The organism is Streptomyces sp. NPDC002868, assembly GCF_055563295.1.
The window spans coordinates 34,713-46,851 of the sequence record NZ_JBVHDR010000019.1 but is presented as its reverse complement, the minus strand read 5'-3'; the positions used below and the strand labels follow the sequence as shown (position 1 = coordinate 46,851).

The window sequence follows — 12,139 nt, the reverse complement described above, 5'->3', positions numbered from 1 at the left end:
TCCGTTCAGGGCATAGTGCAAGGAATCGGCGTGCATCACCAGTGCCATGACCAGACCGGTGCCAGAGCGGCGGGAGGGCCCCCGGATGCCGACTTCCCGACTGCTGTGGTGGGGCGGGCTCGCAGCCGCGACCGGTGGCGCGGTGCTGTGTGTGATCGGCTGGTACGGCGTGTCCGGCGAGCGGTTCGCCGAACGGCAGATCCCCTATCTGGCCTCCTGCACGATGCCGGGTGCGGCGCTGCTGGTGGCGGGGGCGGTGCTGGTCGCGGCGGCTTGCCGGGCCGCGGGGGTGCGGGGAGAGGCCGAGGCCGGGCCGGAGGGAGCCTCGCCCTTCAGGGACGTACCGGCCTGGGATGCGCCGTCCTCGGACGGACCCCCGCTGTGCGTGCCCGGCGGAACGCTGGCGCACCGCCCCGACTGCCCTCTGGTGGCGGGCAAACCGGAGGCCGAGCCGGTCGGCGACCGGGAGCTCGGCCCGTGTCCCGTCTGCGAGCCCCGGGTCTGACGGGTGAGTTCGCTGACGTACGACCTCACCCTCGCGGGGCTCGCGGTCGGCAGCGCGGCCGCGCTCAGCGGGGTCGGACTGATCGTCACCTACCGGGCGACGGGCGTGCTGAATCTTGCGCACGGTGCGATCGCGATGGTCTGCGCGTATGTGCTGCGGCAGTTCGCGGTGGAGTGGGGCTGGCCGCTGCCGCTCGCCGCGGCGGTGACGCTGCTGGTCGTCGCCCCCGGGATCGGGCTCGTCCTGGACCGTCTGGTCTTCCGGCCGATCGCGGTGCTGGACATGGACCCCGGGCGCGCGCTGGTCGCGTCGATCGGGGTGTTCGTCCTGCTCGTGGGGGGCGCGGCGCTGGTGTGGGGCGGCGGTGCGCGGGCGGACGCGCCGGTGCTGCTGCCGGACGACCCGTGGGTGCAGCTGTCGGCCGTACTGCTGCTGGCCGCGCTGGTCACGTCGGTCACCCGGTGGACCCGCTTCGGCCGCGAGCTGCGCGCCGTCGTCGACAACCGTGCGCTCGCGGCGCTGGGCGGGATCGACGCGGACAGGGTGTCGGCTGTGGGCTGGGCGTTCGGCTCGTTCACGGCCGGTGTTACGGGTGTGCTGCTCGTTCCGTACGTACGTCTCGATCCCTACGGGCTGCCGCTGTTGGTCGTCGAGGTGATCGCGGTCGCGGTGATCGCCCGGATGCGGAGCCTGCCGGTAGCGGTGGTCGCGGCGCTGGCGATCGGCGTGTCCCAGGCGCAGTTGACGCGGCTGCACCCCTCGGGGTGGGGCGAGCCGTTGATCCAGGCGGTGGGCGCGAACCTCTTCGTGGTGGCGCTGCTGATCGCGGCGCTGGTGCTGCCGGGGGTGGGGGCGCGGGACACGCTCGCGCGCCCCGCCGCGCCCGCGGTACGGGTGCCGGGCGTGGTGTGGCTGGTGGCCGCGATCCTGTTCCTGCTCCCGCTCGGCTTCGCGGGCTCGGACCTGCATACCTCGATCCAGGTGCCGGCGCTGGCGGTGATCCTGCTGTCGCTGGTGGTGGTGACGGGCCGGGGCGGCCAGATCTCGCTGGGCCAGGCGGCGTACGCGGGCCTGGGCGCGCTCTTCACGGCGCTGCTTGCGGCCGGGCGCTTCCCGTGGCTCCCGGCGATGCCCGAACTCCTCGCGCTGGTCGTCGCGGTGCTGCTGGTCGCGCCACTGGGCCTGTTCACCGGCTGGCCGGCAATCGGCCGCCACGGGCTTGCGCTGGCGCTGGCGACGCTTGCGGTGGGGGTGGGCGTGAGCCGCTTCGTCTTCGCGCAGCCGTACGCGACGGCGGGGCTGTCACTGTCCCGCCCGGCCGGCCTGTCGTCCGACCGCGCTTTCTACCTGGTCGAACTGGCCGTCCTGGCCGGTGCGCTGCTCGCGGTAGGGGCGCTGCGCCGGGGCCGTACGGGCCGCGCGCTCGCGGCCATGCGCGACCACGAACCGGGCGCGTCGGCGGCCGGCGTCCCGGTCCCCGCGCTCAAACTCCTGGCCTTCGTCATCGGCGCGGCCCTCGCGGCGCTGGGCGGCGGCCTGCTCGGCATGGGCCTGCGCGCCTTCGACCCCTCGGCGTACGACCCGGTACGCGGCCTGCTCTGGTTCGCCGCGGTGGTAGTCCTGGGCGCGGACAACCTGGTGGGCCCGCTTGTCGCGGCGGCCCTGCTGGTGGGCCTCGACGCGGGAGCCCGCGGCGGCGTCGCGGCGGCGGTCATCGGCATCCTGGCCATCCTGATCGGCCGCTTCCCGGACGCCCCGAGCCGGACCCTGCGCCGCCTGGGCCTGACCGAGACGGGAAGGGGCACCGCGGCAGGGCCGAGCGGCCGGGCCAAGACCCCGGCTGCCAGGAGGCGTCCACCCGGGCCTGGCGAAGACGGCCCCGGCCCGACCGGGCCCACCCCCGCCCCGGGCACACCCGCGCACCGCCGCCACCCCTCCGGGAGCCCGCCGACCGCTCCCCAGCGGCAGCCAACTCCCCGCGCCCATACCCTCGTCGCTCGACACGTCCGGCTCGCCTACGGCGACTACACCGCCCTCGACGGGGTCGATCTCGTCCTCCCCTCCGGGCAGGTCACCGCCCTCATCGGGGCCAATGGGGCCGGGAAAAGCACCCTCTTTCACTGTCTGTGCGGGACCCTCCGGCCCGATTCCGGGCGGGTCGAGCTCGATGGCGTCGACATCACCCGGCGCGCCGCCCACGCGCGCACGCGGCTCGGAATTGCCAGGACGTTCCAGCAGCTCGCCGTGTTCCCGTCGTTGACCGTCGAGGAGAACGTACGCATCGGCGCCGAGCAAGGACGCCGACGCGACCCCGAGGCCGTCGGGCCCGTGCTCCGGCTGCTCGGGCTCGACGGGCCCGTCCGGCACCGGGCCGCCGCCGGGCTGTCCACCGGGGCGTTGCGGCGTACCGAGTTGGGGCGGGCGCTCGCCGGGGGGCCGCACACGCTGCTGCTCGACGAGCCCGCCGCGGGACTCGACGCCGTGGAGGCGGAGGGGCTCGCCCGGATCCTCGGCGCGCTCGCCGCGGACGGGATGGCCGTGCTCGTCGTCGAGCACGATCTCGATCTCGTCGCGCGCATCGCGCACACCGTGCATGTCATGGCGGCGGGGCGGATCGTGCGATGACCGTCGAGATCGAGCTGCGCGCCGCCCGCGTACGGTACGGCCCCCTGGAAGCCCTGCACGGCGTCCACCTTCCCGTACCCGCCGGCGCCCTCACGGTACTGATCGGGCGCAACGGCTCCGGCCGCACCACCGCGCTGCGCGCCCTCGCCGGGACCGTGCCGCTCGCCGCCGGCCGGGTGGTGTGGCACGGCAGCGACGTGACCGGTCTGCGCGCCGACGAACGGGCCCGCCGGGGCCTGTGCTTCGTACCGGATCTGCGCGCGGTGTACGGCACCCTCACCGTCGCCGAGAATCTCGAACTGGCCTCGGTGGACGGGGACTTCACCCAGGCCATCGACGGCTATCCGGCACTCCGTCCGCTCCTCGGGCGACGCGCGGGCACCCTCTCCGGCGGCGAGCAGCGCATGCTCGCGGTCTCCCGCGCCCTGCTCTCACCTGCTCGTGTCGTCCTCGTCGACGAGCCCGCCCAGGGCATGGCACCGCCCGTCGCGGCCCGTACGTACGAACTCCTGCGCGCCCTCGACGCCGCCGTCGTCATCGCGGAACAGCGCCTGCCATCCGGCCTGAGCGGCGTCCGGACGCCCCCGGTCCTCGTCCATGAACTGCGCCGCGGCTCCATCGTATTCAGCGGAGAGCCTGCCGAGCTCAGCCCGGAATGACCAGCATCATGCCCACCTGGAGCAAGTGCGGAGAGCTGCCGATCGTGGCCTTGTTCGCCGCGTACAGCGCCTGCCAGCCGCCCTTGGCGCCGAAGCGCCCGGCGATCGCGGAGAGCGTGTCGCCGGGCTGGACCGTGTGGACACGGCCGCTGAGGCCGTACTTCTTGGCGCAGACGGGCCACGCTTCCCATCCCTGCGTACGCAGCACCTCCTCCGCGACCTTGATCTGCTGCTCGCGGGTGGCGAGGTCGGCGCGCGGCGCGTAGACGAGGCCGCCGTGCTCCTCCCAGGTGGGCTGCCAGAACTGCAGTCCGCCGTAGAAGCCGTTGCCGGTGTTGGCGTTCCACCGACCGCTGCTCTCGCACGTGGCGAGACAGCTCCACGGCCATCCCCTGGCGACACAGGCGGCCGGTCCGGAGCCGACGCCGATGCCGGGGCTTCCGGGTGCGGGCGGCGGCGGAAGCGGGGGCGCGGCGTACGAGCCGCTCAGGGGCACCAGTGCCAGCAGCAGCGCGGCAGCCGTCGCTGTCGGCCAGAAGCGGATCTTCGACATCGGGTCACGCTAGGCAGCGCGGCCCCACGAGAGCCGGTGCCGCGCGCGGGCGGCAGGCAGCCCCACCCGGTCGGACCCGGGCGGGGCTGCCGAAGGGCACCTCAGAGCGCGAGCCGCTGCCCGGGCACGATGAGGTTCGGATCACCGCCGATGACGGCCTTGTTGGCGGCGTACAGATCGCGCCAGTAGGTGCCGTGCGCCGACGCGATCCCGCTCAGGGTGTCGCCGCGCCGGACGGTGTAGTCGCCGCCCCGGGCGCTGCCGCGTTCGGTGTGGGCAGCTGCTCGCTTCGGCGCCTTTGCCTCAGCCGCGGACGTGCCCTTCGTTCTGGCCTTGTGGGCCGTGGACTTGGGAGCGTCGGCCTTCTGTCCCGCCGGCGCCTTGCCGTACGCCCCGGCCCGCGCCGCGCAGGTGGGCCATGCGCCCCACCCCTGCGCCCGCTGGACCTTCGCGGCGACAGCGATCTGCTGCCCCTTGCTCGCCCGGTCCGCGGTGGACGCGTACGCCCCGCCGCCGTAGGCGCGCCAGGTCCCGGCGGAGAACTGCAGCCCGCCGTAGTAGCCGTTGCCGGTGTTGATGTGCCAGTTTCCGCCGCTCTCGCACGCTGCGATGCGGTCCCATACCCCTTCGTCCGCCGCCCGGGCCTCGCCCGTCGTCGCGGCGAGCAGAGCCAGCGGCGCCACCAGTGCGGCGCTCACCAGCGCCGCCGTGTCACGCCTGCGTATGGAACGGGAACTCGTGAACATCAAATCCCTCTCGAAGGACCCGGGGTCCCCCTGGGCGGTGCCGACTTCGGCGCATCCGGCGCCGTGCGTCAGCTCCGCCTCGCCCACCTGAGGTCAGTCGTTCTGTGCTGCTGCTGCGCCGTACTGGCTGTACGGCCGGTGGGCTGTCCCGGGCGGTGCTCTCTGCACACGGCGGAGGAATCTAGGCAGCTCAACGCCGCGGCATCAACCAATCCGCTGTCATTCCAGGCCAGTTGCCCGTTACTCGCAGTATCGGCGAAATCCGGCCACCCACTTGATTCGCTGATTTCATGATTTGTCGACCTGGTGGCGAAGGGGTCTGTGACCCGCTTCACCGGACCAAGTTCCGTGTAATCAACAGCCGTTGACATGGAGTAACCGATTCCGCCCGCGGTTTCACTGCCTGCGTCGGATGGTGTGATTCCGTTCCATTTCACGCGTGACTCCGGCCACAGATCACCCGTTGAACCTTTACGAGCCGGGAACCACCCGGCGCACGCAACAAGTCCCGAGGAGCCACCCGTGCCGCGCATGCTCGACGTCAGCGAGGACGTACGCGCCGAGATCGGCGACGAAGAAGCCGACCGGCTGCTCGCCGGCGAGAACGCCCCGGGCAGCTACGACTGCACTTCCTGCCGTACCCCGGGCGACTCCGAGCAGGAACGCACCAGCACCGTGCTGTTCGTCGGCGAGGAGACCGCCGTTCTCGCCTTCGCCCACGCCACCTGCATTCCCTCGCAGGTCGTCCAGGTCGCCGAGGACCAGCTGCAGGGCGCCGTTCGGTCCATCACCGGCGACGAGTCACAGATCCCCGGCGGCGGTCCTCAGCAGGCCGTCCTCGGCATCACCAGCGGTCTCGTACTGATCGACGGCGATCTGCACCCCGCCCTGGTCGTCGAGCCGACCGCGCCCATCGCCCGCCCCGGCACCGCCGGCTTCGGCGGCGACGACTTCCTCCCGCTCCTCATCGAGCAGGGCTTCCAGCCGGTCTCCGACATGAACCGGAGGCCCGGCCGGCTCCCCGGCTGGTCCGTCCTGGTCGCCATGGGACAGCTGCACGCCGTGCTCCAGCCCGGCACCGGCGGCGGCAGCCCGGTCGCCTGGTGGCAGGCCCATCAGCCGCTCCAGGTCACCGACGGCTGGCGCGCGGCCGCCAACAAGTCGCACACGGTGCTCGTCTTCGCCGCCCCGGTCGGCTCGATCGGCCAGCAGCCGCGCGAGGACCTGCTGCGCGAGGCGCTGGAGAAGGCCGCGGCGGGCGGGCGCCTGGTGGCCGCGGCGATGCCGCTCGCCGGTACGTGACGACGCCAGGGTGCGGAAACGTACCCCGGGCGCACGTTTCGTACGTCCCTCGGAAGAATGCAGCTCCGCGCCCGCATCCGTCCGGCGGCGGGGGTCGTTGCAGGTACGTGTACTCATACGACCCCTCCCGCCAGCCGTACCAGAGTCAGATCCCCGCCATGCGCCCCGCGCGTGACGCGACGGTCGGCCACTCGCCCACGCCCATCTACGACACGCTGTACTCCGAGTACCGCAGGGCGTTCAGGGCGCTGCCGGGCGACCGGAGCGGCGAGGAGGATCTCGACTTCAGGGCCTTCGGCACCGGGCTGCACAGCAGCCGCAGCGGGTCATCGGGCCATACGAGCCACCCGGGGGCGGGCTGGCAGCCGTACCCGCTGAGCCGGCCGCACAACGGGAACCATGTCCCGGCGGCGCTGCCGCCGGGTCCCCGCCGGGGTCTGTGACCCCGGGACGACATGGCGCTGCCCCGGACCGTTCACCGGTCCGGGGCAGCGCCATTGCCACGCATTCAGGTCACTTCTTGCGGCCGCGCTTCTCGCGCACCCGCACCGAGATGTGGATCGGGGTGCCCTCGAAGCCGAACTCCTCGCGCAGCCGGCGCTCGACGAAGCGGCGGTAGCCGTGCTCCAGGAAGCCGGAGGCGAAGAGCACGAACCGCGGCGGCTTGGTGCCGGCCTGGGTGCCGAAGAGGATGCGGGGCTGCTTGCCACCGCGGATCGGGTGCGGGTGGGAGGCGACGATCTCACCGAGGAAGGCGTTCAGCCGACCGGTCGGGACGCGCGTCTCCCAGCCCGCGATGGCCGTCTCGATCGCCGGGACAAGCTTCTCCATGTGGCGGCCGGTACGGGCGGACACATTGACCCGCGGCGCCCAGGCGATCTGCCCGAGCTCGGTCTCGATCTCGCGCTCCAGGTAGTAGCGGCGCTCCTCGTCGAGGTTGTCCCACTTGTTGAACGCGACGACCATGGCACGCCCGGCCTCGACGGCCATGGTGATGATCCGCTGGTCCTGGACGCTGATGGACTCCGTCGCGTCGATCAGGACGACCGCGACCTCCGCCTTCTCCACGGCGGCGGCGGTACGCAGGGAGGCGTAGTAGTCCGCGCCCTCCTGGAGGTGGACCCGGCGCCGGATGCCGGCCGTGTCGATGAACTTCCAGGTGACACCGCCGAGTTCGATGAGCTCGTCGACCGGGTCGCGGGTGGTGCCGGCGATCTCGTTGACGACCACCCGGTCCTCGTTCGCCACCTTGTTGAGCAGCGAGGACTTGCCGACGTTCGGGCGGCCGATCAGGGCGATGCGGCGCGGGCCGCCGACGGCGTTGCCGAAGGTCTGGGCCGGGGCGTCGGGCAGCACCTCCAGGACGGCGTCGAGCATGTCGCCCGTACCGCGGCCGTGCAGCGAGGAGACGGGGTGCGGCTGGCCGAGGCCGAGCGACCACAGGGCGGTGGCGTCCGCCTCGCCGCTGGGTCCGTCGACCTTGTTGGCGCAGAGCACGACGGGCTTGCCGGCCCGGCGCAGCAGCTTGACGACGGCCTCGTCGGTGTCGGTCGCGCCGACCGTGGAGTCCACGACGAAGACCACCGCGTCGGCGGCCTCGATGGCGTACTCGGCCTGGGCGGCGACGGAGGCGTCGATGCCGAGGACGTCCTGCTCCCAGCCGCCGGTGTCGACGACCTTGAAGCGGCGGCCGGCCCACTCGGCCTCGTAGGTGACGCGGTCACGGGTGACGCCGGGCTTGTCCTCGACGACGGCCTCACGGCGGCCGATGATGCGGTTCACCAGGGTCGACTTGCCGACATTGGGGCGGCCGACGACGGCGAGGACGGGCAGCGGGCCGTGACCGGCCTCGCCGATCGCGTGCTCGACGTCCTCGACGTCGAAGCCCTCATCCGCGGCGAGCTCCATGAACTCCGCGTACTCGGCGTCGCCAAGCGCTCCGTGCTCGTGCTCGTCGCCGGAGTGGATCTGGTCGTTCATGAAGTGCTTACCTCGTTAAGTTGCATCATCGATGGACCGCTTGTCGCGCGATCCACTACTAAAGTCTCGCCTAGCGCCCGGTGAGGCGCTTGGCGTTTTCCAGGTGGGCGGTCAGCCGATCCTGGATACGCACGGTGGCGTCGTCCAGCGCCTTGCGCGTGCGGCGGCCGCTGCCGTCGCCCGCCTCGAAGGCGTCACCGAAGACGATGTCGACCCGGCTGCGCAGCGGAGGCAGTGCCCGTATCAACCGTCCGCGGCGCTCGGTGCTTCCCAGCACCGCCACCGGGACGATCGGGGCGCCGGAGCGTACGGCGAAGTACGCGAGCCCGGCGCGCAGCGAGGCGAAGTCTCCCTCGCCCCGGGTGCCCTCGGGGAAGATCCCGAGGACGCCGCCGTTCTCCAGGACGCCGAGGGCGTTGGTGATGGCAGTGCGGTCGGTGCTCGTACGGTCCACCTTCAGCTGACCGATTCCCAGCAGGAACGGGTCGAGGGGGCCGACGAACGCCTCCTTCTTGATCAGGAAGTGCACGGGACGGGGTGCAGTGCCCATCAGCATCGGGCCGTCGATGTTGTGCGAGTGGTTCACGGCGAGGATCACGGGGCCGGTCGCCGGAACCCGCCAGGCGCCGAGTACCCGCGGCTTGAACAGTCCGTACATGAGCCCGATGCCGATGCCCCGACCGACCGCCGCGCCCTTCTTCGAGGGTACGGTCACCGGGCGGCTCGCTTCTCTGTGTTGTCGGTCGCGCTCCGCCTCGACTCCGCTCCTCGGCTGCGCCGCTCCTCGACGAGGGTGACGACGCACTCGATGACCTGCTGCAGGGTCAGGTCGGTGGTGTCCACCTCGACCGCGTCGTCAGCCTTGGCGAGCGGGGACGTCTTACGGCTGGAGTCGGCCGCGTCCCGCTTGATCAGGGCTTCCTTGGTGGTCGCGACGTCGGTGCCCTTCAGCTCCCCGCTGCGGCGGGCGGCGCGGGCCTCGGGCGATGCGGTCAGGAAGATCTTCAGGTCCGCGTCCGGCAGGACGGTGGTGCCGATGTCGCGCCCCTCGACGACGATGCCGGTCTCGGCGGCCGAGGCGATGGAGCGCTGCAGCTCGGTGATCCGGGCCCGCACCTCGGGGACGGCGCTGACCGCGCTCACCTTGGAGGTGACCTCGGGCGTACGGATCGGCCCGGTGGCGTCCACGCCGTCCACGGTGATGGTGGGGTTGGCCGGGTCGGTGCCGGAGACTATGGCGGGCTTGCAGGCGGCGGTGGCGATCGAGGCCGGGTCCTGGAGGTCGACGCCGTTACTGATCATCCACCAGGTGATCGCGCGGTACTGGGCGCCGGTGTCGAGATAGCTCAGCCCCAGCGCTGCGGCGACCGCCTTGGAGGTGCTCGACTTGCCCGTGCCGGAGGGGCCGTCGATGGCGACGATCACGGATTCCACGGTGTCGGACACCTTCCTGGTACGCGGAGAGGGCAGGCGGAATTGCCGGTGGGCCCTGAACAAGGTTACCGAGTACTTGGGGCCGCCTTTACACACGGATGGCGGCGCCACCGGGGCTTCGCCCCGGACCCCAGTCCTCAATCGCCGGACGGGCTGAATTTCAGACCGTCGGCGGTTGGAGTCCAGGCGCCGTCCGGGTCCGGGGGCGGAGCCCCCGGACCCCCGCTCCTCAATCGCCGGAGGGGCTTGATTTCCCGCCCGACGCCGTGGTCACTGGCGGATCGACCAGCCCCGCTCCCGCAACGACGCCGTCAGCACCGTCGCCGCCGCCGGCTCCACCATCAGCTGGACCAGGCCCGCCTGCTGGCCCGTCGCGTGTTCGATGCGGACATCCTCGATGTTCACACCGGCCCGGCCCGCATCCGCGAAGATCCGCGCCAGCTCGCCCGGCTGGTCGCTGATCAGGACCGCCACGATCTCGTACGACGTCGGGGCAGCGCCGTGCTTGCCCGGGACGCGGACGCGGCCCGCGTTGCCCCGGCGCAGGACGTCCTCGATGCCCTCCGCGCCGTCCTGGCGCTTGGACTCGTCGGAGGACTGAAGGGACCGCAGCGCCTGGACCGTCTCGTCCAGGTCCGCCGCGACCCCGGCCAGCACGTCGGCCACCGGGCCCGGGTTCGCGGAGAGGATCTCGACCCACATCCGGGGGTCGGACGCCGCGATCCGGGTGACGTCACGGATGCCCTGGCCGCAGAGCCGTACCGCCGTGTCGTCCGCGTCCTCCAGCCGGGCCGCGACCATCGAGGAGATCAGCTGCGGGGTGTGGGAGACGAGGGCCACCGCCCGGTCGTGGGCGTCGGCGTCCATGACCACCGGGACGGCCCGGCAGAGCGCGACCAGCTCGAGGGCGAGGTTGAGCACCTCGGTGTCCGTGTCGCGCGTGGGCGTCAGTACCCACGGGCGGCCCTCGAAGAGATCCCCTGTCGCCGCCAGCGGACCCGAGAGCTCCTTGCCCGCCATCGGATGCGTGCCGATGTACGCGCTCAGGTCCAGGCCCAGCGCCTCCAGCTCACGCCGCGGCCCGCCCTTGACGCTCGCCACGTCGAGGTAGCCGCGCGCGGTCCCGCCGCGCATCGCGTCGGCCAGCGCGGTGGCGACATGCGCCGGCGGTACGGCGACGATCGCGAGGTCGACCCGGCCCTCGGGCGGGTCGTCCGTCCCCGCGCCGAGCGCGGCGGCAGTACGGGCCCGCTCCGGGTCGTGGTCCACGAGGTGCACGGCGACTCCGCGCCCCGCCAGGGCGAGGGCCGCGGACGTGCCGATCAGGCCGGTTCCGATGACGACGGCGGTTCTCACTGGGCGATGTCCTTGCGCAGGGCGGCCGCGGCACCGAGGTACACGTGCGCGATCTCCGACTTGGCCAGATCCGACTCGACGTGCGCGAGGATCCGTACGACACGGGGCATCGCCCCGACGATGTCCAGTTCCTGCGCGCAGATCAGTGGTACGTCGACGATGCCCAGCTTGCGCGCGGCCGCCGCCGGGAAGTCGCTGTGCAGATCCGGAGTGGCCGTGAACCAGACGCTGATCAGATCGTCCGTGCCCAGCCCGTTCCGCTCCAGGATGGCGGTGAGCAGTTCGCTGACCTGCTCGTCCATGTGTCCGGCCTCGTCCCGTTCCAGCTGGACAGCTCCCCGGACCGCTCGTACCGCCACGTCGTGCTCCTTAACTGGGCGAGTGCTCCGTTCAGCGTAGTCAGGGACCGGGGTACACGGCTGCGGCGACCACCCTTCGAGCACGCGGCAGCCCTGCGCTACAACTGGCGGCATGCTCTTTCATGTCGTTCCGGTGGACCAATGGACGGCGGACGTGGACCGTCCCTACGCCCCGGCCTCCCTGGCCACCGAAGGCTTTGTGCACTGCTCGCCCGACGGGCCGGCCGCGCTCGCCATCGCCGACGGCCTCTACCGGGACGTGCCGGACCTGCTGGTCCTCCAGATCGACGAGGCGGAGCTCGCCGCAGAGATCCGCTGGGAGGGTTCTGAGGACATGCTCTTCCCGCATGTGTACGGGCCGATCGAGCGGGCCGCCGTCACCGCGGTGCTTGCGGTGTGCCGGGACGCGGACGGGCACGCGCGGGAGCTCATCCCCTGGGCCTGACGGCCCGGCCGGAGGACCAGGGCTGGATGCCGGCCCTCCGCGGCCCTCGCGGACTGGGCTGTCAGACGTACAGCGCCCGCCTGATGCGGCACACGCTGCCCGGTTGCTTCGTCTTCGGCGCTTTGAGCGCCAAGATGCTCGGTGATCCGGCTGAAGGTCACGACAACAGGGAGAC

General features: G+C 72.3%; 13 protein-coding genes and 1 pseudogene. 7 read left to right on the top strand and 7 right to left on the bottom strand.

Features of this window, described 5'->3' with window-relative positions:
* Positions 1–85: 85 nt before the first annotated feature.
* From ACZ3H8_RS35620 to ACZ3H8_RS35610, 3 genes are read left to right on the top strand one after another with little or no spacing between them, the layout of a single operon-like run.
* Positions 86–505 (top strand): hypothetical protein, encoded by a 420-nt coding sequence (locus ACZ3H8_RS35620; protein WP_467408839.1) that lies wholly within the window; start codon positions 86–88, stop codon positions 503–505.
* 3 nt (positions 506–508) lie between these two features.
* Positions 509–3,130, top strand: coding sequence for an ABC transporter permease subunit (locus tag ACZ3H8_RS35615; RefSeq protein WP_467408837.1), 2,622 nt, complete (start codon positions 509–511; stop codon positions 3,128–3,130).
* A complete protein-coding gene (locus ACZ3H8_RS35610; RefSeq protein WP_467408835.1) occupies positions 3,127–3,789 on the top strand; it encodes an ATP-binding cassette domain-containing protein in 663 nt (220 codons plus the stop codon). Before ACZ3H8_RS35615 ends, ACZ3H8_RS35610 begins: the two co-directional genes overlap by 4 nt.
* On the opposite strand, the gene ACZ3H8_RS35605 is transcribed toward ACZ3H8_RS35610, so the two are convergent.
* Together ACZ3H8_RS35605 and ACZ3H8_RS35600 are read right to left on the bottom strand one after the other, a co-directional pair.
* Positions 3,776–4,342, bottom strand: coding sequence for a transglycosylase family protein (locus ACZ3H8_RS35605; protein ID WP_467408833.1), 567 nt, complete (start codon positions 4,340–4,342; stop codon positions 3,776–3,778). The genes ACZ3H8_RS35610 and ACZ3H8_RS35605 overlap by 14 nt on opposite strands.
* Positions 4,343–4,443: 101 nt before the next feature.
* Complete coding sequence (locus ACZ3H8_RS35600) at positions 4,444–5,088, bottom strand: transglycosylase family protein (RefSeq protein ID WP_467408832.1); 645 nt, start codon at positions 5,086–5,088, stop codon at positions 4,444–4,446.
* Between the two features lie 522 nt (positions 5,089–5,610).
* Between ACZ3H8_RS35600 and ACZ3H8_RS35595 the strand changes: the two genes are divergently transcribed.
* Both ACZ3H8_RS35595 and ACZ3H8_RS35590 read left to right on the top strand, forming a co-directional pair.
* Positions 5,611–6,390 carry a hypothetical protein gene (locus ACZ3H8_RS35595; RefSeq protein WP_398989281.1) on the top strand — a complete coding sequence of 260 codons (780 nt, stop codon included), beginning with the start codon at positions 5,611–5,613 and terminating at the stop codon, positions 6,388–6,390.
* Positions 6,391–6,548: 158 nt separating this feature from the next.
* Entirely contained in the window at positions 6,549–6,833 is a 285-nt protein-coding gene (locus tag ACZ3H8_RS35590; protein ID WP_398989279.1) for a hypothetical protein, read from the top strand.
* A 70-nt stretch (positions 6,834–6,903) separates the two neighbouring features.
* Here the strand turns inward: ACZ3H8_RS35590 and der are convergent, their stop codons facing one another.
* The 5 genes from der to aroH all read right to left on the bottom strand — a co-directional run bounded on the left by der (position 6,904) and on the right by aroH (position 11,519).
* Positions 6,904–8,370, bottom strand: coding sequence for a ribosome biogenesis GTPase Der (gene der / locus ACZ3H8_RS35585; RefSeq protein ID WP_467408830.1), 1,467 nt, complete (start codon positions 8,368–8,370; stop codon positions 6,904–6,906).
* A 70-nt stretch (positions 8,371–8,440) separates the two neighbouring features.
* On the bottom strand, positions 8,441–9,028 hold the full coding sequence (locus ACZ3H8_RS35580; RefSeq protein ID WP_307666035.1) for a lysophospholipid acyltransferase family protein: 588 nt from the start codon (positions 9,026–9,028) through the stop codon (positions 8,441–8,443).
* Positions 9,029–9,081: 53 nt separating this feature from the next.
* The gene (gene cmk / locus ACZ3H8_RS35575; protein ID WP_467408829.1) at positions 9,082–9,816 is read right to left on the bottom strand and encodes a (d)CMP kinase; all 735 of its coding nucleotides are present in this window, start codon (positions 9,814–9,816) and stop codon (positions 9,082–9,084) included.
* A 258-nt stretch (positions 9,817–10,074) separates the two neighbouring features.
* Entirely contained in the window at positions 10,075–11,160 is a 1,086-nt protein-coding gene (locus ACZ3H8_RS35570) for a prephenate dehydrogenase (protein WP_467408826.1), read from the bottom strand.
* Positions 11,157–11,519 (bottom strand): chorismate mutase, encoded by a 363-nt coding sequence (gene aroH / locus ACZ3H8_RS35565; RefSeq protein ID WP_307664353.1) that lies wholly within the window; start codon positions 11,517–11,519, stop codon positions 11,157–11,159. The genes ACZ3H8_RS35570 and aroH overlap by 4 nt, the downstream gene beginning before the upstream one ends.
* A gap of 112 nt (positions 11,520–11,631) precedes the next feature.
* Between aroH and ACZ3H8_RS35560 the strand changes: the two genes are divergently transcribed.
* Positions 11,632–11,964 (top strand): DUF952 domain-containing protein, encoded by a 333-nt coding sequence (locus ACZ3H8_RS35560; protein WP_467408825.1) that lies wholly within the window; start codon positions 11,632–11,634, stop codon positions 11,962–11,964.
* Positions 11,965–11,990: 26 nt separating this feature from the next.
* A pseudogene (locus tag ACZ3H8_RS35555) lies at positions 11,991–12,092 on the top strand (hypothetical protein); the annotation flags it as partial.
* Positions 12,093–12,139 lie beyond the last annotated feature (47 nt).

Bases quoted from the DNA above. Each gene is read 5' to 3' on its own strand.
- ACZ3H8_RS35620 (WP_467408839.1), top strand. From the start codon at position 86: ATGCCGACTTCCCGACTGCTGTGGTGGGGCGGGCTCGCAGCCGCGACC.
- ACZ3H8_RS35610 (WP_467408835.1), top strand. From the start codon at position 3,127: ATGACCGTCGAGATCGAGCTGCGCGCCGCCCGCGTACGGTACGGCCCC.
- ACZ3H8_RS35605 (WP_467408833.1), bottom strand. From the start codon at position 4,342: ATGTCGAAGATCCGCTTCTGGCCGACAGCGACGGCTGCCGCGCTGCTG.
- ACZ3H8_RS35600 (WP_467408832.1), bottom strand. From the start codon at position 5,088: ATGTTCACGAGTTCCCGTTCCATACGCAGGCGTGACACGGCGGCGCTG.
- ACZ3H8_RS35590 (WP_398989279.1), top strand. From the start codon at position 6,549: ATGCGCCCCGCGCGTGACGCGACGGTCGGCCACTCGCCCACGCCCATC.
- der (WP_467408830.1), bottom strand. From the start codon at position 8,370: ATGAACGACCAGATCCACTCCGGCGACGAGCACGAGCACGGAGCGCTT.
- ACZ3H8_RS35580 (WP_307666035.1), bottom strand. From the start codon at position 9,028: ATGTACGGACTGTTCAAGCCGCGGGTACTCGGCGCCTGGCGGGTTCCG.
- ACZ3H8_RS35560 (WP_467408825.1), top strand. From the start codon at position 11,632: ATGCTCTTTCATGTCGTTCCGGTGGACCAATGGACGGCGGACGTGGAC.